The sequence below is a fragment of the Streptomyces sp. NPDC102270 genome (genome assembly GCF_044766405.1).
Taxonomy (GTDB): domain Bacteria; phylum Actinomycetota; class Actinomycetes; order Streptomycetales; family Streptomycetaceae; genus Streptomyces.
The window spans coordinates 26,203-50,604 of record NZ_JBIWLX010000024.1 but is presented as its reverse complement, the minus strand read 5'-3'; the positions used below and the strand labels follow the sequence as shown (position 1 = coordinate 50,604).

The 24,402-nt window shown below is 72.4% G+C and carries 16 protein-coding genes; 8 read left to right on the top strand and 8 right to left on the bottom strand.

Annotated features, from left to right (window positions below; translation table 11 throughout):
• Positions 1 to 13: 13 nt before the first annotated feature.
• Positions 14 to 1,282 carry a glycosyl hydrolase gene (locus ACIRP7_RS39050; RefSeq protein ID WP_403669691.1) on the top strand — a complete coding sequence of 423 codons (1,269 nt, stop codon included), beginning with the start codon at positions 14 to 16 and terminating at the stop codon, positions 1,280 to 1,282.
• Between the two features lie 66 nt (positions 1,283 to 1,348).
• On the opposite strand, the gene ACIRP7_RS39045 is transcribed toward ACIRP7_RS39050, so the two are convergent.
• From ACIRP7_RS39045 to ACIRP7_RS39015, 7 genes are all read right to left on the bottom strand, one after another.
• A complete protein-coding gene (locus ACIRP7_RS39045; RefSeq protein WP_403669688.1) occupies positions 1,349 to 2,821 on the bottom strand; it encodes a glycoside hydrolase family 3 N-terminal domain-containing protein in 1,473 nt (490 codons plus the stop codon).
• A 56-nt stretch (positions 2,822 to 2,877) separates the two neighbouring features.
• Positions 2,878 to 4,353, bottom strand: a complete 1,476-nt coding sequence (locus ACIRP7_RS39040) for a tryptophan 7-halogenase (RefSeq protein WP_403669685.1) — start codon at positions 4,351 to 4,353, stop codon at positions 2,878 to 2,880.
• A gap of 27 nt (positions 4,354 to 4,380) precedes the next feature.
• A complete protein-coding gene (locus tag ACIRP7_RS39035; RefSeq protein WP_403669683.1) occupies positions 4,381 to 12,234 on the bottom strand; it encodes an SDR family NAD(P)-dependent oxidoreductase in 7,854 nt (2,617 codons plus the stop codon).
• A 131-nt stretch (positions 12,235 to 12,365) separates the two neighbouring features.
• Entirely contained in the window at positions 12,366 to 12,773 is a 408-nt protein-coding gene (msrB, locus tag ACIRP7_RS39030) for a peptide-methionine (R)-S-oxide reductase MsrB (RefSeq protein WP_389996796.1), read from the bottom strand.
• Positions 12,774 to 12,786: 13 nt separating this feature from the next.
• On the bottom strand, positions 12,787 to 14,178 hold the full coding sequence (gene murC, locus ACIRP7_RS39025; RefSeq protein ID WP_403669678.1) for a UDP-N-acetylmuramate--L-alanine ligase: 1,392 nt from the start codon (positions 14,176 to 14,178) through the stop codon (positions 12,787 to 12,789).
• A 45-nt stretch (positions 14,179 to 14,223) separates the two neighbouring features.
• Positions 14,224 to 14,697, bottom strand: coding sequence for an indole-3-glycerol phosphate synthase (locus ACIRP7_RS39020; RefSeq protein WP_403669675.1), 474 nt, complete (start codon positions 14,695 to 14,697; stop codon positions 14,224 to 14,226).
• Between the two features lie 153 nt (positions 14,698 to 14,850).
• Positions 14,851 to 15,648 (bottom strand): pyrimidine reductase family protein, encoded by a 798-nt coding sequence (locus tag ACIRP7_RS39015; protein WP_403669672.1) that lies wholly within the window; start codon positions 15,646 to 15,648, stop codon positions 14,851 to 14,853.
• 73 nt (positions 15,649 to 15,721) lie between these two features.
• On the opposite strand from ACIRP7_RS39015, the gene zapE reads away from it, so the two are divergent.
• The 7 genes from zapE (at position 15,722) to ACIRP7_RS38980 (ending at position 22,890) form a co-directional block, all read left to right on the top strand.
• The gene (gene zapE / locus ACIRP7_RS39010) at positions 15,722 to 16,798 is read left to right on the top strand and encodes a cell division protein ZapE (protein ID WP_403669966.1); all 1,077 of its coding nucleotides are present in this window, start codon (positions 15,722 to 15,724) and stop codon (positions 16,796 to 16,798) included.
• Between the two features lie 183 nt (positions 16,799 to 16,981).
• The gene (locus ACIRP7_RS39005; RefSeq protein WP_403669669.1) at positions 16,982 to 17,374 is read left to right on the top strand and encodes a hypothetical protein; all 393 of its coding nucleotides are present in this window, start codon (positions 16,982 to 16,984) and stop codon (positions 17,372 to 17,374) included.
• 111 nt (positions 17,375 to 17,485) lie between these two features.
• Entirely contained in the window at positions 17,486 to 18,064 is a 579-nt protein-coding gene (locus ACIRP7_RS39000; protein WP_403669666.1) for a carbonic anhydrase, read from the top strand.
• A gap of 5 nt (positions 18,065 to 18,069) precedes the next feature.
• Positions 18,070 to 19,551: a SulP family inorganic anion transporter gene (locus ACIRP7_RS38995; protein WP_403669663.1), complete on the top strand. Its 1,482-nt coding sequence runs from the start codon at positions 18,070 to 18,072 to the stop codon at positions 19,549 to 19,551.
• Positions 19,552 to 19,650: 99 nt separating this feature from the next.
• Entirely contained in the window at positions 19,651 to 20,427 is a 777-nt protein-coding gene (locus ACIRP7_RS38990) for a slipin family protein (RefSeq protein WP_403669660.1), read from the top strand.
• A 100-nt stretch (positions 20,428 to 20,527) separates the two neighbouring features.
• On the top strand, positions 20,528 to 21,910 hold the full coding sequence (locus ACIRP7_RS38985) for a PhoX family protein (RefSeq protein WP_403669657.1): 1,383 nt from the start codon (positions 20,528 to 20,530) through the stop codon (positions 21,908 to 21,910).
• An 80-nt stretch (positions 21,911 to 21,990) separates the two neighbouring features.
• Complete coding sequence (locus ACIRP7_RS38980) at positions 21,991 to 22,890, top strand: PPK2 family polyphosphate kinase (RefSeq protein WP_403669654.1); 900 nt, start codon at positions 21,991 to 21,993, stop codon at positions 22,888 to 22,890.
• Between the two features lie 34 nt (positions 22,891 to 22,924).
• Here the strand turns inward: ACIRP7_RS38980 and ACIRP7_RS38975 are convergent, their stop codons facing one another.
• Complete coding sequence (locus tag ACIRP7_RS38975; protein ID WP_403669651.1) at positions 22,925 to 24,154, bottom strand: RNA-guided endonuclease InsQ/TnpB family protein; 1,230 nt, start codon at positions 24,152 to 24,154, stop codon at positions 22,925 to 22,927.
• Positions 24,155 to 24,402: the final 248 nt, after the last annotated feature.

The window sequence follows — 24,402 nt, the reverse complement described above, 5'->3', positions numbered from 1 at the left end:
ATGGCTATGGTGATTGATACATTCGCGCAGGACAAGGGCCCGGCCCGAGGAGGATCCCATTCCCACGCTCCGCTTCGGCGTCAACTACACGCCCCGCCACGGCTGGTTCCACGCCTGGCACGACTTCGATCCGGCCCGCATCCGCGAGGATCTGGACCACATAGCGGGGCTCGGCCTCGATCACGTCCGGGTCTTCCACCTGTGGCCGCTCCTGCAGCCCAACCGCACGCTGATCCGCACCGCCGCCGTGGACCAGCTGGCCCAGCTGGTCGACCTGGCCGCCGAGGTGGGCCTCGACGTGCTGGTGGACGGCGTGCAGGGCCATCTGTCGAGCTTCGACTTCTACCCGGAGTGGACCCGCAGCTGGCACCACCGCAACGTCTTCACCGACCCGGAGGCGATCGACGCCCAGGCGGACCTGCTGCGCACCCTCGGCCGCGCCCTCGCCGGCCGCCCGAACCTCATCGGCCTCCAGCTGGGCAACGAGCTCAACAACCTCGTCGAGCACAACCCGGTGACCGCGGCCGAGGTCGACCACTACCTGGACTCCCTGCTGGCGGCCGCCCGGGAGGGCCTCGGCACGGACGGCGGCCTGGTCACGCACTCCGCCTACGACGCGGCCTGGTACGGCGACGACCACCCCTTCACTCCTGAGGCCTCGGCCCGCAAGGGGGACGTCACCACCGTCCACCCCTGGGTGTTCTCCGGCGGCTGCGCGAGCCGCTACGGCCCCCGCTCCCCGCAGGTGCTGCACCTCGCCGAGTACGGCACGGAACTCGCCAAGGCCTACGCCGAGGACCCGTCCCGCCCGGTCTGGGTCCAGGAAACCGGCGCCCCCGAACCCCACATTCCGGCCGCCGACGCCCCGCACTTCGCCCGCGAGACGATCCTGAACGCCTCGGGGTGCGCGGACCTGTGGGGCGTGACGTGGTGGTGCTCCCACGACGTGGACCGCTCACTGGCGGACTTCCCGGAACTGGAGTACACGCTGGGGCTCTTCGACTCGGAGGGGCGGCCCAAGCCGATCGCGGAGGCGGTGGCGGCGACGATCGCCGAACTGCGCACTGGATCAGTGTCGGCTGAGCCGCGCGAAACGGCCCTGGTCCTGGACTGCACGCCATCCACGCGATCGGTGTCGGGACCGGGCGGGGCGTACTTCGAGGAGTGGATGAGACTGCGCCAGCAGGGGGTGCGTCCCGCGGTGGTACTGGCGGAACGGGCGGAGGACTCCGGCCATCTTGCAGCGCGCGGAATCAAGAAGGTCATACGTGGGGGCTTTTAGGGGCGCGGGGCTGTATCGATATGCGGCTCCGCCGCGTGGGCGCGACCAGCCCCCACCGGCCCGCACTTACCGCGAAGCGTTGAGCACCTCGGCCACCGCCCGCAAGTTGACCTTCCCCCGCCCGTAGGAACAAACCGCCCCCTTCTCCGGCAGCCCCGTGGCCACCCGCACCGCCCCCGGCCGCCGGGCCACCAGCTCGTCCCGCATGCCGGCCTGCCACGGATACAGCCCCGCATCACACGTGGCCACGACCAGCGGCGCGCCCCCGGCCTTGGCCAGAATCGCCTCGACGAGCGCGGCGGGATCGGCCGGCTCCCCCGCGACCGCCGTCCCCGTGGCCGTCGGGTCAACGGCCAGCACCTCGGTCAGCAGGTCCTCCCCACCCCAGTTCAGCGCTGGGTGCGGCGCCGGGAACAGGTCCACGACATGGGCCCCCCGCACACCCACCGGAGGTACCCGCACCGCCCGCCGAGCCGCCGCCAGCCCCGCCCCGTCGTCCCATACGGCGACCTCGTCCGCCGGCGTCGCATACCGCTCCACCAGCCGCTGCACCCGCCCCGCCGCCTCCCGCACCCGTTCCTCGCCCAGCACCCCGTCCCGCAGCGCCTCGAGCACGGCGTCCCGGCACTCCAGGGTCACCCCCAGATCCGCCACGGCGACGATGACCTGGTCCGCTCCGGCGGCGAGGGCGATCCGCGCCCCCGCGGCCTCCCCGTACAGGTCCGCGATCGACTTCATCTCCAGTGCGTCGCTGACCAGCACCCCGTCGAAGTCGAGCTCGTGCCGCAGCAGATCCCCGAGGATGCGGCGGCTGAGCGTGGCCGGCCGGTTGGCGTCCAGTGCCGGAAAGACGACGTGCGCGCTCATCAGCATCGGCACGCCCGCGGCGATCGCGGCCCGGAAGGGGCCGAGGTCGAGTTCCTCGTACGGCCGCGGATCGACGGCGACTTCGTGGTGGCTGTCGGTGAGGGTGCCGCCGTGCCCGGGGAAGTGCTTGGCGCAGGAGGCGATGCCGCGTGCCTCGGTGGCCGCGATCCAGGCGCTCAGGTGCCGGGAGACCAGCTCGGGGTCGGTGCCGAAGGCGCGGGTGCGCACGATCGGGTTGCCGGCCTCGCGCTGGACGTCGGCGACGGGGGCGTAGGAGGCGGTGATGCCGAGGGTGGCCAGGTGCCCGGCGAGGGCGTCGGCGCAGCGGGCGGTGAGGTGCGGGTCGTCGACGACGCCGAGGGCGTAGGAGCCGGGGACCTCCGGGGCGCCCGCGGCGACCAGGTGCCCGATGCCGCCGCCCTCGTTGTCGATGGCGACCAGCAGGTCGGGGCGCAGGGCCCGCAGGGTGTCGGTGAGGCGGCGCACCTGTTCCGCGTCGCGCACGTTGCGGGTGAACAGGATGACCCCGCCGAGCCCGCGGTCGATGAGCCGCTTGAGGGTGTCGGGGACGGCCGTGGTGCCTTCGAACCCGGCGACGAGACAGCGGTGGGCGGCCTCGTCGAGGTCGACGGGGAGGGCGGTGCGGGCAGACGGGTACTCGGTAGGGGTCACCCCTGGAATCCTCTGGCTCGCTCAGCCGAAAGTCAACATACCAGTGGTTCTGCCATTCACAGCTCCCGCTCCCAGCCCAGCCCGTCGGCGGAGGCGACGAGGTGGCCCGGCGCGGCGGGCGCGGTGTCGTCCAGGGGGCCGCCGTAGAGCGCCTGTTCCTGGAGGTCGTTGCCGGTCCGGAAGGTCTCGCCGACGACCCGCGTGAACAGCAGCGGGTTCGTCCGCTCGTCCGACGTGGCCAACCGGCCCACAGCGCTGTCCAGTTCGGCCGCCGCGGCACTCCAGTGGGCCCCGAGCCGCTCCGGCCCCAGCACCGCCGCATCACCCGAGACCAGTCCGCCGGCCAGCTCGGCGAAGGCCGCCACCTCGGTGCTGTCGACCTTCGTGACCTTCTTCGCGGACCAGAAGTACGACTGGTCGTTGCGCTCCATGTCGTAGAAGGCGATGAGGAACTCGTAGAACACCCCGTACTCGCGCCGGTAGCGGGCCTCGAACTCGGCGAAGCCGCACTCCTCGGGCACACGGCCGTCGAGCGCGGAGTTGACCGCGCGGGCCGCCAACAGGGCGCCATAGGTCGCGAGATGGACCCCGGAGGACAGCACCGGGTCCACGAAGCAGGCGGCGTCGCCGACGAGCGCCATGCCGGGCGTCCAGAAGGACGTGTTCCAGTACGACCAGTCCTTGCGCACCCGCACCCGGTCGTACGGCGGCTCGGTCGCGGCCGGCACTCCGTCGAGCAGCTCGGCGACCTCCGGGCAGGCCCGGATCATGTCCTGCCAGGCGGCCCGCGGGTCCCGCTGGACGGCCGGGTGATGCTCGGGCGAGATCACGGCGCCGACGCTGGTCAGGTCGTCGCGCAGCGGGATGTACCAGAGCCAGCCGGCGTCGAACGCGGCGCAGAAGATGTTGCCCCGGTTCGGCTCGGGGAGCCGGCGTCCGCCCGCGAAGTACCCGAACACGGCGAGGTTGCGGAAGAAGTCGGAGTACACGCGCGTGCCACCCACCCCGGAGTGAACCCGGCCGGTGTTGCCGGACGCGTCGATGACGTGACGGCCGTACGCGGTACGGGCGTTGCCGTCGCTGTCGGTGTACTCGACCCCGCGCACCCGCTCGTCGTCGGCGACGATCCGGCGCACCGGGCTGCCCTCGCGGACCTCGGCGCCGACGCGGGCGGCGTTGCGCAGCAGGATCTCGTCGAACCGGGAGCGCTCCACCTGGAAGGCGGTCGCCGTGGGTTCGGGCAGCCGGGGTGTCATGGAGAAGGAGAACTGCCACGGCTTCGGGTCGCGTCCCCAGCGCAGGGTGCCACCGCGCTTGAGGGTGAACCCGGCCTCGGCGACCTCGTCGGCGACACCGAGGATGCCGCACAGGCCGTGCACGGTCGCCGGCAGCAACGACTCGCCGATCTGGTACCTCGGGAAGGTCTCCCGCTCCAGCAGCAGCACCCGGTGTCCACGCATCGCCACGGCGGTCGCGGCGGTCGAGCCGGCCGGCCCGCCACCGACGACGATCAGGTCGTACTCGGGGTTCATCGGGAACTCCACTTCTCGGTCGGGGAGTTACGCGGTCAGCCAGGCGCGGATCGCCGCGGCCGTGGTGTCGGCGTCCTGGTGGACGACGGAGTAGTGGTCGCCGGGGACGTCGACGGCGTCGTGGGGCAGCGGCCAGTGCGGCGGCCAGTCCCCTCCGGGGTCGGTCCTCCGCATCTCGGCGGTCGGCCGGCCGCGCAGCAGCAGCGTCGGCACGGGGGTCGACTCGGGGGCCGGCTCAGGGCGCCATCCCTCGAGAACGCGCGCATAGCCGCCGCCCGCGATCAGCAACGAGTCGTCGAACTCCGCGACCACGTCCTGCGGCAGGGCGGCACCGGCCGCCATCAGGGCGAGGGCGCGCGCGTCACCGCGCTGGAGCACGCCCGCGTGGGAGTCGATCAGGACGACACCGGCCGATGGCTCTCCGATGTCCGCCAGCCGGCGTGCCACCTCGTGCGCGATCACGCCGCCGGCGCAGTAACCGACCAGGACGACCGGACCGCCCCGGGCGAGCTCGCGGACCGCGTCGGCATGCGCCCGCGCCAGCGTCTCCATCGAGTCGGGAACCGCCCGGCGGGCGCCGAACCCAGGGTGTTCCAGCAGGTACACGTCCCGTTCCCCGTCGAACTGTGCGGCCAGACCGGTGGGGACACGGTGGAAGGGGGCGAGGTAGTCAGGGAGGTAGGCGAGCGCCGCGGCCCGCCCGCCGCTGCCGCTCCGGGCGAGCCGGAGGGGTTCGACGGCGTAGCGGGCGCGGTCGGCCACGGTGAAGGACGGCAGGGCGTACGAGGCGACGTACCGCAGGGTCATCGCCTCCAACGGGCCCTGCTCGCGCAGGACGCGGTGGTAGAGGGTGGAGAACGGGTACGCGGACAGGGGTACTTGAGCGATCGTCTCCGCCGTCGGGATGTCCGCCACATCCGGCAACGCACCCGCCTCCCGCAACGCGGTGAGGAGGTGCGCCGACAGCCCCTCCAGTGTGGGGTGTTCGAGCACGACCGTCGGCGCCAGCCGCACCCGGGTGAACGCGCTGAGCCGGTTGCGGAACTGGAGAGCCGTCAGCGAGTCGAAGCCGAGCTGTCCGAACTCGCGGTCGGCGGGGAACGCGTCCGCGTCGGGGAAGCCGAGCACCGCTGCCAGTTCGGCGCGGAGCAGACCGGCCAGCACCCCGGAGCGATCGGCCTCTGGAGTCCCCGCGAGCCTCTTGCGCCAGGCGCCGGGAGCCTGGTCGGCCGCCGGTGACACGGTGACCGGGGCCGGGCGCGCCGGACGCAGGTCGGCGAGCAGCGGGAGCGGCGAGCCGCTCAGCGTGGCGCGGGCGAACGGGACGGGCACCAGCACCGGTGCCGCCGTGCGCAGCGCGGAGTCCAGCAGTTCGACGCCCGCCGGCTCGGTGACGGCGGGCACCCCGCCCTCGGTCAGCAGGTGCGGCGCGACCCGGCCGGCCATGCCGCCGTCGTCGTGCGCGGTGGTCCAGGGTCCCCAGGCGAGGGACCGCGCGGGCAGCCCGCGGGCGGTCCGGTACTGGGCGAGTGCGTCGAGGAAGCCGTTGGCGGCCGCGTAATTGGACTGTCCCGGCCGGCCCAGCACTCCGGCGGCCGAGGAGTACAGCACGAACGCGGCCAGTCCCAGGTCCGCGGTCGCCTCGTGCAGGTGCCAGGCGGCGTCCGCCTTGGGCGCCAGCACCTCAGCCACCCGCTCCGGGGTCATGCCGTCCACCACACCGTCGGCGACCACTCCGGAGAGATGGAACACACCGGTCAGGGGCGGCCGACAGGACTCGACCAGTGCGTCGACGGCTGCCCGGTCGCTCACGTCACAGGCCACCACCCTTATCTGCGCGGGGAGTTCGGCGGCCCAGTCGGGAGTACGGCCGCCACGGCTCGCCAACAGCAGGTGCCGGGACCCGTGTTCGGCCACGAGATACCGGGCCAGGCTCGCGCCGAGCGCTCCGGTGCCGCCGGTGATCAGCACGGTGCCGTCGGGGTCCAGGGCGGGCGGGGCGGCAGTCGCGGGGCCCGCGGTGACCAGCCTCGGCACCAGGACCGTGCCTTCGTGCAGGGCGAGTTGAGGCTCGCCGGTGCGCAGGGCCGCGTCCAGTGCCGCGTTCAGTGTGGCGTCCAGCGCGGCGTTCAGTGCCGCGCGCGTGGCGGTGCCGCCGCGGAGGTCGATCTGCACGATCCGGCCGGGGTGCTCGGACTGGGCACTGCGCACCAACCCCGCCACCGCGGCCTGTGCCGGGTCCGGGTCGTCCCCGGTGGCGTGGTGGGTGAGCACCAGCAGTCGGCCGGGACGGGTGTCGGCGACCCACTCACGCACCCGGGCGAGGACGGCCGTGACGAGCTCCCGGACCCGGCCCGGCATGTCCTCGTACGGCTCGGTCAACAGGTGTGCCGTGTCGAGGAGTTCATGCTCGGTACCGGCGTGGCCGCCTTGCGTGGCGGGCCGCCAGGCCACCTTGTACAGCTCCGCCGGGCGGACCTTCGTCACCCGGGTGACCAGGGACTCGACGGTGGCGAGCGGCCGCCCGTCGACTCCGGTCAGCGTGACCCGTACCTCGTCGGCCCCCAGCCGCTCCAGCCGTACCCGCGCGGCGGTGGCACCCCTCGTGTGCACGGTCACGCCGGTGAGGGCGAGCGGGACCCGCGCCTCGCCCGGCCCCTCGCCCAGCCCCTCGGCCAGCAGCGCGGCGTGCAGGGCGGCGTCGAACAGCGCCGGGTGCACGGTGTACGCGCCGGCCTCCGCCGCCTCCCGCGGCCGCAGCGCCACCTCGGCGAAGATCTCGGCACCGCGCCGCCAGAGCCCGGTGACCGCGCGGAAGGCCCGCCCGTAGTGGTGCCCGTACGCGGCGAGCCGCTGATAGTCGACCGCCACCTCCTCGGCACCGGAAGGGGGCCACGGCGTGTCCTGAGCGGCCGCGGCAGGTGTGCCGACCGGGGCGACCGACGCCCCGGCATGGCGGGTCCAGGTCTCTCCCGCTCGTGCCCACACGGTGACCGGGCGGTTGCCGTCCTGGTCCGGGGCGCCGGCGACCACCTGGATCGGCACCTGCTCCGACACGGGCAGCACCAGCGGCTCCTGGAGGACCAGTTCGGACAGCCGTAGCGGGCCCTTCGCCACGCCCGCCCTCGCCGCCCGGAAGGCGAGTTCGGCGAAGACCGTCGCGGGCACCAGCACCCGGTCGCCGATCACATGGTCCGCGAGCCAGGGCTGCCGCGCGGTGGACAACGCACCGCTGTACCGGGTCCCGGGCCCGTCGGCGTCCGGCTGCGCCTCGCCGACCAGCTTCCCCTCGTCACCGCCGCCGCGCTCGCTCACGTCGAGCCAGTAACGCTGCCGCTGGAACGGGTACGTCGGCAACGGCCGCCGCCGGGCACCGGTTCCCGCGTACACGGCCCGCCAGTCCACCGGCACGCCGTGGACGTGCAGTTCCGCCAGGGCCACGGCCGTCTCGGCACCGGAGGTGAACAGCACTCCGGAGCCCGGCTCGACGCACTCCTCGGCCGCCGTGCTCAGCGCCGCCGCCGGCCCGGCCTCCAGGTACGCCGTCACGCCCGTCCGCGCCAGCCACTGCACCGCGTCGGCGAACCGCACGGTCTCCCGCGCCTGCCGTACCCAGTACGCGGCGGTCCGGATCGCGTCCGGCTCCGGGCGGCCGGTCAGCGTCGACACCACCGGCAGGGACGGCCGGTGGTAGGTGACCGACTCGGCGACCTCCCGCAGCCCGTCCAGCATCGGGTCGAGCAGCGGCGAGTGGAAGGCGTGGCTGACCCGCAACCGGGTTGCCGTACGCCCGAGTCGGGCGGCCAGCGCGGACACCGCCTCCTCGTCACCGGACAGCACCACGGACTCGGGACCGTTGACCGCCGCGACGGCGACCCGGGCACCGGGCTCCTCGTCGAGCCGTTTCACCACGTCGGCCAGTGGCGCTCGTACGGCGAACATGGCTCCGCCTGGGGGCAGTTCGGCCATCAGGCGGCCACGTGCGGCGACCAGCCGTACCGCGTCGGCTCGCGAGAACACGCCCGCGATGTGCGCGGCGGCCAGTTCACCGATCGAGTGGCCCACCAGGAAGTCCGGCCGTACTCCGCAGTCGGCGAGGAGGGTGTGCAGCGCGACCTCGTAGGCGAACAGGGCCGGTTGGGCGTAGTCGGTGCGGTGCAGGAGGTCGCTGTCGGAGTCGTCGATCACCTCGCGCAGGGGTCGGTCGAGCAACGGGGTGAAGGCGTCGCACAGTTCAGTGAAGGCGGTGGCGAACACGGGGAACCGGGCCGCCAGTTCACGGCCCATGCCGGTCCGCTGGGAGCCCTGGCCCGCGCAGAGCAGCGCCACCTTGGAGGTGCCGTGCGCGGTGCCCTTGCGCAGTGCGGGGCTGTCGGTGCCGTCGGCCAGGTCCCTCAGCCCGGCGAGGAGTCCGTCGGCGCCGGCGGCCAGTACGGCGGCGCGGTGCCGGAGGGGCGCGCGGGTGGTCGCGAGCGAGTACGCGACGTCCAGGACGGCCGCTTCCCCGTCGACATCGGCCAGCGCGGTCGCCAACTCCCGGGCATGGGCGCGCAGTCCGGCCTCGTCGCTGCCGCCGACGAGAAAGGGGGTGACGGTACCCGGCCCCGGGCGGACACTCTCCGGCCGGTCCTCCTCCTCTACTTCCTCCGGTTCCTCCGGTTCCTCGATGATCACGTGCGCGTTGGTCCCGCCGATCCCGAAGGACGAGACCGCCGCCCGGCGCGGCCGGTCGCGCTCCGGCCAGGGCCGGGCCCGCTCCAACAGTCGTACCGCCCCGCCGGACCAGTCGACGTGCGGCGACGGCTGCTCCGCGTACAGCGACCTGGGCAGCTCGCCGTGGCGCATGGCTTCGATCATCTTGATGACGCCGGCCACCCCGGCCGCGGCCTGGGTGTGCCCGAGGTTCGACTTGACCGAGCCGAGCCACACCGGGTCACCGAGGTCGCGGCCCTGGCCGTAGGTGGCCAGCAGGGCGCCCGCCTCGACGGGGTCGCCGAGCGCGGTCCCGGTGCCGTGGCCCTCGACGACGTCCACATCGGCGGTGTCCAGTCCGGCGTCGGCCAACGCCAGCCGGATCAGTTCCCGTTGGGCCTCGCCGTTGGGTGCGGTGAGCCCGTTGGACGCGCCGTCCTGGTTGACGGCGGAGCCCCGCAGCACGGCCAGGACCGGGTGGCCGTTGCGCCGGGCGTCGGACAGCTTCTCCAGCAGCACCAGTCCGACGCCCTCCGCCCACGCGGTGCCGTCCGCGCCGTCCGCGAAGGACCGGCAGCGGCCGTCCGCCGACAGTCCGCGCTGTCGGCTGAACACCACGAACGGCTTCGGACTGGCCAGTACGGTCACCCCGCCGGCCAGCGCGAGAGTGCACTCGCCCGCGCGCAGCGCCGCGGCGGCCAGGTCCATGGCGACCAGGGAGGACGAGCAGGCCGTGTCGACGGTCAGGGCCGGGCCGCGCAGGCCCAGCACGTAGGAGATCCGCCCGGAGGCCACGCTGCCCGCCGACCCGGCACCGAGGTGTGCCTCCAGCGGGTGCTGCGAGGCCCCGCCGCCGTATCCGCCGTGCATCAGGCCGACGTAGACGCCGGTGGCACTGCCGCGCAGCGCGGGCGCCGGGATGCCGGCCCGCTCCAGCGTCTCCCAGGCGACTTCGAGCAGCAGCCGGTGCTGCGGGTCCGTGGCGGTGGCCTCGCGCGGCGAGATCCCGAAGAACAGCGGGTCGAAGTCGGCCGCGTCGGTGAGGAAACCGCCGCGCCGGGTGTACGTCGTCCCGAGCCGGTCGGGGTCGGGGTGGTACAGGGCGTCGACGTCCCAGCCCCGGTCGGCCGGGAACTCCCCGGTGGCGTCCACCCCGTCGGACACCAGCCGCCAGAGGTCCTCGGGCGAGCGCACCCCACCCGGGTAACGGCAGCCGACGGCCACGATCGCGATCGGCTCGGCGGCGGGGCCGCGGCGCGGGGCCGTGCTCTCCTGCCCGCCGCCGTGCAGCCGCTCGTCCAGGTGGGCGGCGACCGCGGCGGGCGTGGGGTGGTCCCAGACGAGGGTGGCGGGCAGCCGCAGTCCGGTGCGCAGGCCGAGCCGGTGCCACAGGGTCATCGCGCCCATGGAGGTGAGACCGAGGTCGGTGAAGGCGGTGTGGGGGTCGATCGCGGAGGCGTCGGTGACCGGTGCCTCGCCAAGGGCGGCCGGCGAGGTGCTCGCGGATCCGCCCGGGACCGGCGAGGCGCCGACCGCGACGGGCTCGCCGGGGTTCTCCGGCCCACCGGGCCTCCCCGCCCCTCCGACCGCCGCCGTCTGTGCGCACACCAGCTCGGTCAGCGCCGCCCGGCGCTCCGCCGGGGGCCGGTCGGCGAGCCCGGCGAGGGCCTCCTCCACCGGGCGGGCGGCGAGGCCCTCCCGGAGGACGGCCCGCCGGGGTTTTCCGGCCGCGGTGCGGGGGATGGCCGGGGTGAACAGGACGTCCTCGGGGACCTTGTGCGCGGAGAGCACCTCGGCGCAGGCCCGCAGCAGGGCGCCCGTGTCGAGGGCCCGTTCCCCCGGTACGACGAACGCGACCGGGACCTCGCCGAGCAGCGGATGCGGTCGCGCCACCACGGCCGCGTCCAGCACCCCGGGCAGAGCGCGCAGCACCTGCTCGACCTCGACGGGGTCAACGTTCTCCCCGCCCCGGACGATCCGGTCGTTCGCGCGCCCGGTGACGGTCAGGTACCCGTGCTCGCCCAGTCGCCCCAGGTCACCGGTGCGGTACCAGCCGTCGGCGGCCACCCCGGCGCCGTCGAGGTAGCCGAGCATCACGCCGGGCCCGCGCACCCAGATCTCCCCCTCGGTGCCCACGACCTGCGTCCCGGTGCCGGGATCGACGAGCCGGACCTCCATGCCGGGCAGCACGGCCCCGCTGCTGCCCGGCACCCGCGGCCCCGTCGGCGACTCCATCGCGATCTTGCCGCAGGTCTCGGTGCTGCCGTACCCGTCGAGCAGCGGTGCCCCGAGCCGCTCCTCGACCCGTTCCCGCAGTTCCGGACCGCTCGGTGCCCCCGCGGTGACGCACACCCGCAGCGAGGGCACGTCGCCGAGCCCGGCGTCGAGCAACTGCTGGTAGGTGAGCGGCACTCCGCCCAGCACGGTCGGCGCGAACTCCTCGACCATCCGTACCAGCGCGGCCGGTTCCCGCTCCGCGGTGATCCGCGCGCTGCCACCCGCCACGGTCGTACCGAGGACACAGAGCGAGTGGGCGTAGGTGTGCGCGAGCGGCAGCGGCCACAGCAGCCGGTCGTCCGCCGAGAGCCCCAGCCGGGGCACATAGCAGGCGACCGGCGACCACAGCGCGGACCGCTGGCTGGCGACGGCGGCCCAGGGCGTGCCCGAGGTGCCGGAGGTGTACAGCAGCCAGGCGGGCTCGTCCAGACCGAGGTCGTCGCGGGGCTCGGGTGAACTGCCGTGCGCCACCAGGTCGTCCAAGTGCACGACCCCCTCCGGTGCCGGGCCCTCCCCGGTCACCACCAGCCGCGGTGACCGCTCGCCGACCACGCTGGCGATCCGCGCCAACTGCCGCCGGTCGACGACCAGTACGTCCGGATCGCAGTCGGCGAGCAGTGCCGCGAGTTCGGCATGGGTCCCGCGCGGACTCAGCGGCACCCCGACGGCACCGGCCCGGACCGTGGCGAGCAACCCCTCCACCAGTTCGACGCTGTTGTCGAGACAGAACGCCACCCTGGTGCCACGCCGCACCCCGAGCGCGCCCGCCAACCGCCGTGTGCGCAGCTCCAGTTCGGACCAGTTCACCGCCCGCCGGTCGTCGGCGAAGGCGAGCTTGCCGCCGTACCGCGAGGCGTTCTCGACCAGCAACTCCGACACGGGCCGGACCTCGGACACTGTCCCGACGCGCATCGGGCCTCCTCCTGGATCACCGAGTCCGCACCGTATCCCGCCCGCGCACTCGGCACCGCATCACAAAGAAGGCCCACCTGGCCGGAGTTGATCGGTCGGTGCCCGGCGGAGACCTGACCGGAACCGCCCTGTCAGTCCTCGTCCGCCGTCAACCGCAGCGAGATGCTGTTGATGCAGTACCGCTGGTCGGTGGGCGTCGGATACCCCTCACCCTCGAACACGTGGCCGAGATGGGAGCCGCAGCGGGCGCAGCGCACCTCGGTCCGCACCATCCCGTGCGAGCGGTCCTGGATCAGCTCGACCGCGTCCGTGTCCTTCGGGTCGTAGAAGCTCGGCCAGCCGCAGTGGGACTCGAACTTCGTGGTGGAGGTGAACAGTTCGGCACCGCAGGCGCGACAGGAGTACACGCCGGTGGTCTTGGTGTTGGTGTACTCACCGGTGAAGGCGGGTTCCGTCCCGGCCTGGCGGAGTACGGCGTACTCGGCCGGGCTCAGCTCCGCACGCCACTGCTCGTCCGGCTTTTCGACGTCGTACGACATGAAGCTCAGCCCCTTACTTCGCGAGACGGTCCAGGATCAGCGGGCCGAGGTCCGTCACGTCACCCGCGCCCATGGTGAGAACGAGATCACCGGCCTCCGCCATTCCCGCGACCGCCTCGGGCACGTCCGCCTTGTCGTGGACCGGTGTCACGTCCGCGCCCGCGGTCCGCGCCGCCGCGATGATCAGCTCGCTCGTCACGCCGGGGACCGGGTCCTCGCGGGCCGGGTAGATGTCCAGGACCAGCGAGCCGTCCGCGAGCGCGAGGGCCTGGCCCATCTCCTTGCCGAGCTCCTGGGTCCGCGAGAACAGGTGGGGCTGGAAGACGACGAGGATGCGGGCCTCCCCGGCGGCCGCGCGCATGGCCTCCAGGTCGGCCGTCATCTCGGTGGGGTGGTGGGCGTAGGAGTCGATGACCTGCACCCCGGCCGCCGCGCCCTTCAGCTGCAGGCGCCGCTTGACCCCGGTGTACGCGGCCAGGGCCGGCGCCAGTTCGGCGGCGGGGACACCGAGCGCCACGCCCGCGGCCAGCGCGGCCACCGCGTTGTGCGCGTAGTGGCGGCCGGGGACGGAGACCGTGAAGGTGAGCTGCCTGCCGTCGAGGAGAACGGTGACCTCGCTCTTGAGGCCCTGCGGCGCGACCGACAGGACGCGCACGTCCGCGTCCTCGGCGTCGCCGTACGTCACCACGCGCACACCGCTCGCCGTGACCCGCCGGGTCAGCTCCCGGGCGCCCTCGTGGTCCGCGTTGACGACCAGCGTGCCGCCCTTGGCGATGCGGTCCACGAAGGTCTCGAAGGACTCGTAGATCTCGTCCATCGACGCGTAGTTGGCGTGGTGGTCGAGCTCGACGTTGAGGACGATCGCGACCTCGGGGGCGTACTTGTGGAAGCTGCGGTCCGATTCGTCCGCCTCGGCGACGAAGATCTCGCCCTCGCCGTGCAGCGCGTTCGAGCCGGGGGCGTCCAGGTCGCCGCCGATGGCGTACGACGGCTCGAGGCCCAGCTCGGACAGGGAGACGGCCAGCATCGAGGTCGTGGTCGTCTTGCCGTGCGTCCCCGCGACCGCGATCGGCCGCAGGCCGTCCATCAGCGAGGCGAGGGCGTCGGACCGGTGCACGACCGGGATGCCGAGCTCGGCCGCCCGGGCCAGCTCGGGGTTGTCGGCCCGGATCGCCGACGACACGACGACACAGGTGGCGTCGGCCGCCAGGTGCTCGGCCGCGTGCCCGATGTGCACGGTCGCGCCGAGCGCCCGCAGCGCCTCGGCGGTCGCCGATTCCTTGGCGTCACTGCCGGCCACCTTCGCGCCGCGCTGCGCGAGGATCTTCGCGATCCCCGACATCCCGGCCCCACCGATCCCGATGAAGTGCGGTCGGTCCATGGCGGTAGGAAGGCCGGGTGCCATGCGTGTGTCTCCCCAAGGTGGTGCGGTACGGATGCCGGGCTCAGCCTATGCCTTGCTGTGCGAGAACAGCTTCAGCACCGGTACGCCCACCCTGTGACGCGCCCGGGACGCCCAGTCCCGGTGGAAGAACTCCTCCACGTAGTGGGGGTCGGTCAGGACGATCACCTCGTCCGCGCCGATCTCGTCGACCAGGGACTTCAGCGCGTCCAGGGGGTGGTCCTCGATGAGCCGCCCCTCCGCCTCGCTCCCGGAGACCCTGAGCGCCTGCAGGGAGACCTCCAGAGCCCGCTCCCCGACACCCTTCGCGGCCTCGCCCTCGGGCGTCTCCCGCTCCCGTACGGCCTCGTCCAGCTCGCCCAGCGCCACGTCGTCGATGGCCCGCAGCAGCCGGTCGGCCTGGTCCCCGCGCGGCTGGAGCAGTACATGGAACGCAACCGCCTCGTCACCGTGCAACGTGGTGACGAACTCCACGTCGGCGGACGTCAGGGCCTTCTCGATCATCAAAACGCTGGTGAACACCGGGCGTCCCCTTCTCTGCGCGCTGCGGAAACCATCCTGCCCCGTTATCGCACGGGTACTGCCGGATTCAGTGTGCCCGCCGCAAGCCAACCGGAACGACAGATTCCGACGATGTCGGCCCCGGCGGTACCGATCGAACGCGGGTTCGGGCAGTCAGTGCCTGCGATACCTGCTGAAGAGGAATCCGTCCTCCTCCAGCAGGGAGTCCAGTACGAACCGTGACGGGACCGCCACCGACGGCCCCCCGGCGATCCGCTGGGCGCTTCCCGCGGTGAGCATCGGGGACAGGGTCAGACAGAGCTCGTCGAGCACCCCGGCGGCCACCAGCTGCCCGAGCAGCCGCGGGCCGCCCTCGGTCAGCAGTCGGGTGTGTCCCAGCTCGGCCAGCGCCCGTACGGCCCGCGCGGGGTCCACGCCGGCACCGTCCCCGGCGATCACCACCCGCGCGCCCGCCTTCTCGGCAGCGGCGATCCGGTCCGGGGCCGCCGCCGCGCCCGTGAGGATCAGCGTGGGCACCAGGGGCGAGGTGTACAGCGGGAGCGAGAAGTCCAGGTCGAGGCTCGCGGTGATCACCGCGATCGCCGGCACCGGGCCCTGTCCGGCCGCCTCCCGCGCCTGCGCGAACTCGTCACGCACACGTGCGGGCCGGTAGCCCTCCTGCCGGACCGTTTCCGCACCGGCGATCACCACGTCCGCCAGGGCCCGCAGCGTCCCGAAGATCCGCATGTCGGTCGCGGTGGAGATGGGGTGCGAGCGGCCGTCGTGCTGGGCGGCCCCGTCCAGCGTGGAGACCATGTTGGCGCGCAGCCACACCTCGGGGCTCGTGGGGCCGGGCCCCAGCTCGGGGTACGCGTAGGCGGCGGCCAGCTCGGCGAGGCTCCAGTCATGGCCGGCCTCGGCTTCCGGGCTCCGGGTCACTGTCTCGTCGGTCACAGGGAACAGGCGTCGCATGTCGTGCAGTGTGGCACGGCCCTTAGCATGGTGAACCGTGTCTACTTCCCCCGCCGCGTCCGGGTCCGGCTCGATGACCGAGACCGTCCCGCCGTCCCTGTGCGACCGTGAGCCGCATGTCCCCGCGGACCGGCTGGTCGCCGAGATGGTGCCGCCGCCGCGGTTCGACTCGGTGCGTTTCGACACGTACATCCCGGACCCGAACCAGCCCAGCCAGACCGAGGCCGTCCGGGTCCTGGAGGGCTTCGCGGCGGGCCTCGGCGGCGCGCACGCGGCCGGCGGCGGCAAGCGCGGCTTCCTCGGTCTCGGGAAGGGCTTCGGGAAGGCCAGGGCGGCCAAGGCCCCGGCGGGCCCCCGCGGTGTCTACCTCGACGGCGGCTACGGCGTCGGCAAGACCCACCTGCTGGCCTCCCTCTGGCACGCCACCCCCGCCGAGTCCTCCCTCAAGGCCTTCGGCACCTTCGTCGAGCTGACCAACCTGGTCGGCGCCCTCGGCTTCCAGAAGACCGTCCAGACACTCTCCGGCCACCGTCTCCTGTGCATCGACGAGTTCGAGCTGGACGACCCGGGCGACACCGTCCTGGTCTCCACCCTGCTGGGCAAGCTGGTCGACGCGGGCGTGGCGCTCGCCGCCACCTCCAACACCCTGCCGGGCAAGCTCGGCGAGGGCCGGTTCGCGGCCGTCGACTTCCTGCGTGAGATCCAGGGCCTGGCGGCCCACTTCCGCCCGCTGCGCATCGACGGCGAGGACTACCGTCACCGCGGGCTGCCCGAGGCGCCGGCGCCGTTCACCGACGAGGAGGTCACCAGGGCGGCGTACGCCACCGAGGGCGCCTCGCTCGACGACTTCCCGAGCCTGCTGGCGCACCTCGCCAAGGTCCACCCCAGCCGCTACGGCGCGCTGACCGACGGTCTCAGGGCGGTCTGCCTCACCGACGTGCAGCCGGTGCCCGACCAGTCGACGGCGCTGCGGCTCGTGGTGCTCGCGGACCGCCTCTACGACCGTGAGGTCCCGGTGCTGGCCTCCGGGCTGCCCTTCGACCGGCTGTTCAGCGAGGAGATGCTGAACGGCGGCTACCGCAAGAAGTACTTCCGTGCGATATCCCGGCTGACGGCGCTGGTGCGCGACGCCAAGGGTCTCGTCCGTTAATCAGCGAAACTTCGCACGTCAAGGGCCAGTTCGCGTCAGCGACCCGGCGCGCTTCAGCCTCTCTTCAGCCGGAAACGTTAAGTTAACCCAGCAAACGACTTTGCCGAGCTAAGGTGTTTCTTGACCAGTCATTGACCAGTGGTTGGTCTGGACTTGAAGTGCCAACTGTCGAGAGGGGGGCGCATGTTCCGAGGTACGACGGTACGGACCGTGGTAGCGCTCCTCGCCGCCGTTCTTCTGGCGCTCCCTTTCTTCGCATCCTCCGGGGCATTCGCAACCGCGCACACAGGCCGTCAGGCCGAGGCCAAAGCTCTTCCCGGAATCAAGCTCTCCGGCAAGGCGTCACGCGCCGAAGCCCTGGGCAAGCGCCACTGCAACCACGCCGGGGACCCGACCGGTCCCCTGCGCACCCGTGACCGGCACCGCGCCGTCGACTTCGCCCCCGAGGGGCCCGAGCGCTCACTGCCGGCTCAGGGGGCGGCGGCCACGCCCGAGCGGGTCGCATCGGGCGAGTTCCCCCTGTCGAGACCCTCGACAGCCCACGCCCCGGCGGCACTTCAGGTCTTCCGCTGCTGACAGCAGAGCAGCCCACCACCTGCGTTCCCCCACCTGTCATGTAAGCCGACGCGCCCTTCGGCGCGCCAGGTAACCCGACGCGCCCCCACGCGCGCCAGGAGGAGTCACCACATGCAGCCCCTCATCGACAACGCCCGTACGTTCGGACAGCGCCCTGAGGAGTTCGCCAAGCTGGCCGAAGGCCAGTCCCCCGAGGTTCTGTTCATCACCTGCTCGGATTCCAGGGTCGTCCCGGCCCTGATCACGGGCGCCCGCCCGGGCGAGCTCTTCGAGCTGCGCACCGCGGGCAACATCGTTCCCCCCTACGCCTCGGAGCACCCCACCAGCGAGGCGGCCACCATCGAGTACGCCGTGGAGGTGCTGGGCGTGCGCGACATCGTGGTCTGCGGGCACTCGCACTGCGGCGCCGTCGGCGCCCTCGTCCGCGGCGACGACCTGGACGCGGTACCGGCCGTGCGCGACTGGCTCACGCGCGCCACCCCCCGCCCCGCGGGAGCCGCCGAGGACCCGTGCGTGGCCGAGGGCGTGCAGAGCCACGTCCTCGCCCAGATCCTGCGCCTGAGGTCGTACCCCTTCATCGACAAGAAGCTCGCGGAGGACCAACTGACCCTGCACGCCTGGTACTACGAGGTGCACACGGGCGCGGTGCGCGTCCACCGCGCCGAGACCGACGCGTTCGAGGGTCTGTGATCGGCATGATGACCAAATACCCTCACCTGCGGCAGGACTTCGCCGCCTCCCTGGTCGTCTTCCTGGTCGCGCTCCCGCTCTGCGTGGGCGTGGCCGTCGCCTCCGGTGTCCCGGCCGAACTCGGCCTGATCACCGGCATAGTCGGCGGCATGGTCACCGGCCTGATGCGGGGCAGCAGCCTCCAGGTCTCCGGGCCCGCGGCCGGTCTGACCGTGCTCGTCTTCGAGGCGGTCGACGAGTTCGGACTGCCCGCGCTCGGAGTCATCGTGCTGGCCGCCGGACTGATCCAGCTCGCCATGGGCGCCCTGAAGCTGGGGCGCTGGTTCCGGGCGATATCCGTCTCGGTCGTCGAGGGCATGCTGGCCGGTATCGGCCTCGTGATCATCGCGGGCCAGCTCTACTCGGCGGCCGGTCTGAAGGCCCCCGCCTCCGGACTCGACAAGATCCTGGGGCTGCCCGGCGCAGCCGTCGACGCGCTCGGCAGCACCGCGGCGCTCGCCTCGCTCGCCGTCGGCGCGGGCACCATCGCGGTGCTCCTGCTGTGGAAGAGGCTCCCCAAGAAGGCGCAGACCGTGCCGGGCGCGCTCGCCGCGGTCCTGCTGGCCACCCTGGCCACGCTGGTCCTCGACGCGCCGGTCGCGACCGTCGAGGTGAACGGCCTGCTGGACTCCATCCAGCCGCCCGGCATGGACGCCTTCGGCGAACTGGCGAGCCCCGCCATCTTCGGCACGATCATCGCCTTCACCCTGATCGCCTCCGCCGAGAGCCTGTTCAGCGCCGCGGCGGTGGACCGGCTGCACGACGGTCCGCGCACCGAGTACGACAAGGAGCTCATGGCCCAGGGCGTGGGCAACGCGGTGTGCGGCGCGCTCGGCGCCCTGCCCATGACCGCGGTCATCGTGCGCAGCTCCGCCAATGTCCAGGCAGGCGCGAAGACCAAGGCGTCCCGGGTCATGCACGGCGTGTGGCTGCTGCTGTTCGCGGCCCTGCTGCCCTCGACGCTGGCGCTGATCCCGCTGCCCGCGCTCGCCGGCATCCTCATCCACGCGGGCTTCAAACTGATCCCCTTCCGGGAGATCGTGTCGCTGTGGCGCGGCCACCGCGGTGAGGCGCTGATCCTGGTGGCCACCGCCGTCTCGATCGTCGCGGTGAACATGTTCGAGGGCGTGCTGATCGGTCTGGCCCTGGCGGTCGTCAAGACCGCTTGGGAGGCCTCGCACCTCAAGCTGGAGATCGTCGACAAGGGCGCGGGCCCCATCCAGGCGCACCTGTCGGGCAACGCGACCTTCCTCCGGCTGCCGAAGATCCTCGACACCCTGGAGTCGCTGCCCCAGGACCGGCCCGTGGAGCTGGACCTGTCCGGTCTGCACCACCTGGACCACGCCTGCCGTACGGCCCTGGAGAACTGGGCCGAGCGGCACAGCGCGGTCGGCACCGAACCCGTCCGGGTCACGGAGCCGGAGCTGGCGAAGGCCACCACTCCGTAGCGCTCCCCGTCCGGTCCGAGGCCCGTCGTGGCCCCGGACCGGGCACCGGGCATATCGTTACAGGAGAAGACATACAGACCTCTCGACGAGGGGGTCGGAATGCTCCAGGAACTGTTGACGGCGGCCGTGGCGGCCGCTTCCGCCGGAGTCGTCTACCTCGCGGCGGCGGCCCGGGTCGTCAAGCAGTACGAGCGCGGGGTGGTCTTCCGCCTCGGACGCCTCGCGGGTGAGGTGCGCGAGCCCGGGTTCACGGTGGTCGTGCCGTTCGTGGACCGGCTGCACAAGGTGAACATGCAGATCGTCACGATGCCGGTGCCGGGCCAGGAGGGCATCACCCGGGACAACGTCACCGTGCGCGTGGACGCGGTCGTCTACTTCCGGGTCATCGACGCGGCGAGCGCCCTGGTCAAGGTCGAGGACTACCGGTTCGCCGTCTCCCAGATGGCCCAGACCTCGCTCCGTTCGATCATCGGCAAGAGCGAGCTGGACGACCTGCTGTCCAACCGCGAGAAACTCAACGAGGGCCTGGAGCTGATGATCGACAGCCCTGCCGTCGGCTGGGGCGTGCAGGTGGACCGCGTGGAGATCAAGGACGTCTCGCTGCCGGACACGATGAAGCGGTCGATGGCCCGGCAGGCCGAGGCCGACCGTGAGCGGCGGGCCCGGATCATCAACGCCGACGCCGAGCTCCAGGCCTCCAAGAAGCTCGCGGAGGCCGCCAAGGAGATGTCCGAGCAGCCCGCCGCACTCCAGCTCAGGCTGCTGCAGACGGTCGTGGCGGTGGCCGCCGAGAAGAACTCGACGCTCGTCCTGCCCTTCCCGGTGGAGCTGCTGCGCTTCCTGGAGCGGGCGCAGGAGCACCCGACCGGGACGTGAGGGGCAGGAACACGCTACGCGCGTGGTTCCCGCGGGCCGACCCAGGTGATAGACACAGCGACGTCACAGTCCTGTCCGCCAGCAGGAAGGTTACTTCGCCATGTCTCTGTCCGGTTCTCCGGCGACACGACGTCAGGTCCTGGCGCGCACCGGCGCCTTGGGCGTGGGCATCGCCTTCACCGGCGCCCTGTCCGAACTCTTCGCCGGCACCGCCGCCGCCCAGTCCCTCGGCCACACCGGCTACGGCCCCCTGGTCCCCGACCCGAAGGGGCTGCTGGACCTGCCGAAGGGCTTCCGCTACAAGGTCCTGTCCCGCGAGGGCGACCAGCTCCGCTCCGGCGAGGGCAAGGTCCCATCCAACCACGACGGCATGACCGCACTGCCCGGCAGACACGGTCGCGTCCACCTGGTCCGCAACCACGAGAACCGCCCCACCGCGGCCATCGCCGTCCCCACCGTCGAGGGCCTGACCTACGACCCGGCGGGCAAGGGCGGCTGTACGGCCCTCACCCTGGACTCCCGCAACAACGTGCTGTCGGAGCGGGTCGCCATCGCCGGCACCGCCGTCAACTGCGCGGGCGGGCACACCCCTTGGGGCACCTGGCTGACCTGCGAGGAGACCGAGGACAGGGCTGGCACCAACGGGTACACCAAGGATCACGGCTTCATCTTCGAGGTCCATCCGACGGACCCCCACAAGAGTGGGGCGGTCCCGCTGACCGCGATGGGCCGCTTCCAGCACGAGGCCATCGCGATCGACCCGAAACGCGGCATCGTCTACGAGACCGAGGACGCCTTCCTCAAGCCTTTCGGTCTCTTCTACCGCTTCCTGCCCAACAGGCCCGAGGGCGGCCTCGGTTCACTGCGCGCGGGCGGCCGGCTCCAGGCGATGCGGGTGCCGGGCGTGCCGGACCTCTCGGCGATCCAGGAGACCGGTGCCTGCTTCGAGGGCATCGAGTGGGTCGACGTACCGGACCCGCTGGCCACCCAAACCCCGGTCCGGCTCCAGGACTTCGGCCCTAAGGGCATCACGCACGCCCAGAAGCTGGAGGGCTGCTACTGGGGCGGCAAGAGCGTCTACTTCGTGTCGTCGTTCGCGCGCAGCGCCGATGGTTCTGCCGCCGACCACTTCGGGCAGATCTGGCGCTACGACCCCTCGGAGCGCCGACTGACCCTGGTGATCGTCTTCGGCCCTGACACCGATGTGCAGCTGCCCGGCGAGTCCCCGGACAACATCTGCCTCGCCCCGAGCGGCGGCCTGATGGTGTGCGAGGACGGCAACGGCGCCCAGCACGTCTTCGGCGTCACCCGGCAGGGCGAGGTGTACGCGATGGCCCGCGGCCGGCAGAACATCGGCACCCCGGAAGCCCCGGAGTGGGGCGAGTTCGCCGGCGTCACCTTCTCCCCCGACGGGCAGACGATGTACGTCAACTGCTACACGCCCGGGACGACCTTCGCGGTGACGGGGCCCTGGCGCAGGTAGCCGCCCGCCACGACGGCTGGCGCGCTCCGGTCCCCCGGCGCAGGATCGAGGGGCCGGACCCGGACCGGAAGGGGTGCCCCATGGCGAAGAAGGGCTCGAAGACCCGCGCGGCGAAGAAGGCGAAGAAGAAGGCCGCGGACGACCTCGCCCTGCGCGAGCTGCTGCGCGTGCCGGGCGGCGAGCCGGTGGACCTGAGCGCCCACGACGCCCGGGAGACCCCGGCCGGTCCCCGTGACAAGCGGGCGGGCGTAGCCGCGATGACCGACCTGGCCACCCCACTCGCCGACCTGCAGGAACGCCTGTGGGCGGCGAGCACGGCCGGCGACCGGCGCCGGGTCCTGCTGGTGCTGCAGGGCATGGACACCAGCGGCAAGGGCGGCACGGTCAAGCATGCCATCGGTCTGTTCAACCCGTCCGGCTGCCGTATCCGGGCCTTCAAGGCGCCCACACCGAAAGAACTGGGACACCCCTTCCTGTGGCGGATCACTAAGGCCCTGCCGCACGCCGGTGAGCTGGGCATCTTCGACCGCTCGCACTACGAGGACGTCCTCATCGCCCGCGTCCGCTCGCTCGCCCCGGCCGCCGAGATCGAGCGCCGCTACGACGAGATCAACCGCTTCGAGAAGGCCCTCACCGACGACGGCGTCACCGTGGTCAAGTGCTTCCTGCACATCTCGTACGGCGAACAGCGCGACCGCCTGCTCAAGCGCCTCGACCGCCCGGACAAGCACTGGAAGTTCAACGTCTCGGACATCGACGACCGCGCCCTGTGGCCCGCCTACCAGCAGGCGTACGAGCTCGCCCTGGAGCGCTGCTCGACCCCGCACGCCCCCTGGTACCTGGTCCCCGCCGACCGCAAGTGGTACCGGAACTGGGCGGTGAGCCGGCTCCTCCTGGAGCACCTGTCGGAGCTGGACCCGCGCTACCCGGCGGCGGACTTCGACGTGGAGAAGGCCCGCAGGCGGCTGCTGGAACATTGAATCCTCCCCCTCGTAAACGAGGGGGATTCCTGGCTCAGGCTCCCTGGCGGAACAGCGTCCCGCCGGGTCTTGCGCCATCAGCACCAGCCGGGTTGAGACCAGCCCGGGCCAGCATCACGCGGGCGGAGTTCTTGTCCCGGGGCGAGACAGCTCCGCACGCGGCGCAGGCATAGGTTCGTTCGGACAGCGGTAGTGCGTGCTTGGTTCTCGCTCCGCACCGGGCGCAGTCCATCGTGGTGTGCGCGGGATGGACCAGGTGCACGATCCTGCCGTGCTTGCGGGCCATCTCCAACAGCGCCTTCTTGGTGGCACCGATGGCGGCATCGGCGGCCTTCCTCGCCATGGTCGACTTCGCGAGGAACTTCGGACGGAAGTCCTCCACGGCGATGGCGTCATGGTCGGCCACCACGCGCTTGGCCCACTTGCGGCCGGTGTCCTGGCGTTGCCGCGACACCTTCTTGTACGCCTTGGCCCGCAGCTTCTTCGCCTCACGGTAGCCCTTGGAGGCTGCCTGTCCCCTGGCGGGTCTGCGGCGGGCCATCATGCGGTCGTACCGCGACAGCTTCGCCTGGCCCTTCTTCCCGTGCCGGGCGTGGGGGAGGTCATGGGTGTCGCTGGTGGTGGTCGCGGTCTGGCTGACGCCCCAGTCGATCCCGATCACCTGGCCGGTCCCGGGCAGCGGCTGGACTTCGGCGGGCACGACGAACGAGGCGTACCAGTGCCCGAGGCTGTCGCAGTACACACGCACCGAGGACGGTTCGGCGGGAAGATTCCGCGACCACACGACGGTCAGGGCGATGTTGCCTGCGAGGTGCAGACGGCCGTCCTTCAGCCGGAAGCCGCGCCTGGTGTAGTTCAGGCTCGGGTCGGCCTCACGCTTCTTCTTGCACTTCGGCATCCCGGCCCGGCGATACTGCGGCAGACGTTCGCGGATGTCCTTGTGCGCCTTCGCGCGGGACGTGCCGAAGTTCCGGATGATCTGCTGCTGGGGAACCGATGAGCCCTCACGCAGCCACAGCGTCTTCGCGCGGGCTTCCGTCAGCATCGTGTCCAGCCGGGCCGGACCGCACATCGCCTGGTCCGTACCTTCGGGGCGGTTCTTGTTCCACAGGTGGGTCTGCTGGGACTTGGCAACGCACTCGTTCCAGATCCACCGGCACCGGTCCCACTCCGCCAGCAGCGCACGCTCAGCGGCCGACGACACACGCAGCCGGAACGTCCACCGGGCATGCCCGACGGCCCCGCCCTCCTTCACCCCCGACACGACATCCCCTCCCGCACCCCGCCCGATCGCCCAAGCTTCGACAAAGAGACCGTACGTGCGACACGCGCACTCCCGTACCCCCACCGCCGCAAAGCCACCCCCACCAGCGAACACGGGCACACCCGTTCGCCTTCCGGCTCCGTTGCTGGCCTCACGGGCGCTCCGCGCCCCAAAAGACCGGACACGGCAACACTCCGCGTCGCCGTCCACGGGATGCGATTCCTCCCCGGCGTGAACGCCGGGGCATC

Excerpts from the sequence above, each read along its gene's own strand:
- ACIRP7_RS39005 (WP_403669669.1), top strand. The coding sequence starts at position 16,982 with ATGTTCCGAGGTACGACGGTACGGACCGTGGTAGCGCTCCTCGCCGCC.
- ACIRP7_RS38995 (WP_403669663.1), top strand. The coding sequence starts at position 18,070 with ATGATGACCAAATACCCTCACCTGCGGCAGGACTTCGCCGCCTCCCTG.
- ACIRP7_RS38980 (WP_403669654.1), top strand. The coding sequence starts at position 21,991 with ATGGCGAAGAAGGGCTCGAAGACCCGCGCGGCGAAGAAGGCGAAGAAG.
- murC (WP_403669678.1), bottom strand. The coding sequence starts at position 14,178 with ATGGCACCCGGCCTTCCTACCGCCATGGACCGACCGCACTTCATCGGG.
- ACIRP7_RS39015 (WP_403669672.1), bottom strand. The coding sequence starts at position 15,648 with ATGCGACGCCTGTTCCCTGTGACCGACGAGACAGTGACCCGGAGCCCG.
- ACIRP7_RS38985 (WP_403669657.1), top strand. The coding sequence starts at position 20,528 with ATGTCTCTGTCCGGTTCTCCGGCGACACGACGTCAGGTCCTGGCGCGC.
- ACIRP7_RS39035 (WP_403669683.1), bottom strand. The coding sequence starts at position 12,234 with ATGCGCGTCGGGACAGTGTCCGAGGTCCGGCCCGTGTCGGAGTTGCTG.
- ACIRP7_RS38990 (WP_403669660.1), top strand. The coding sequence starts at position 19,651 with ATGCTCCAGGAACTGTTGACGGCGGCCGTGGCGGCCGCTTCCGCCGGA.
- zapE (WP_403669966.1), top strand. The coding sequence starts at position 15,722 with ATGACCGAGACCGTCCCGCCGTCCCTGTGCGACCGTGAGCCGCATGTC.
- ACIRP7_RS39040 (WP_403669685.1), bottom strand. The coding sequence starts at position 4,353 with ATGAACCCCGAGTACGACCTGATCGTCGTCGGTGGCGGGCCGGCCGGC.
- ACIRP7_RS39000 (WP_403669666.1), top strand. The coding sequence starts at position 17,486 with ATGCAGCCCCTCATCGACAACGCCCGTACGTTCGGACAGCGCCCTGAG.
- msrB (WP_389996796.1), bottom strand. The coding sequence starts at position 12,773 with ATGTCGTACGACGTCGAAAAGCCGGACGAGCAGTGGCGTGCGGAGCTG.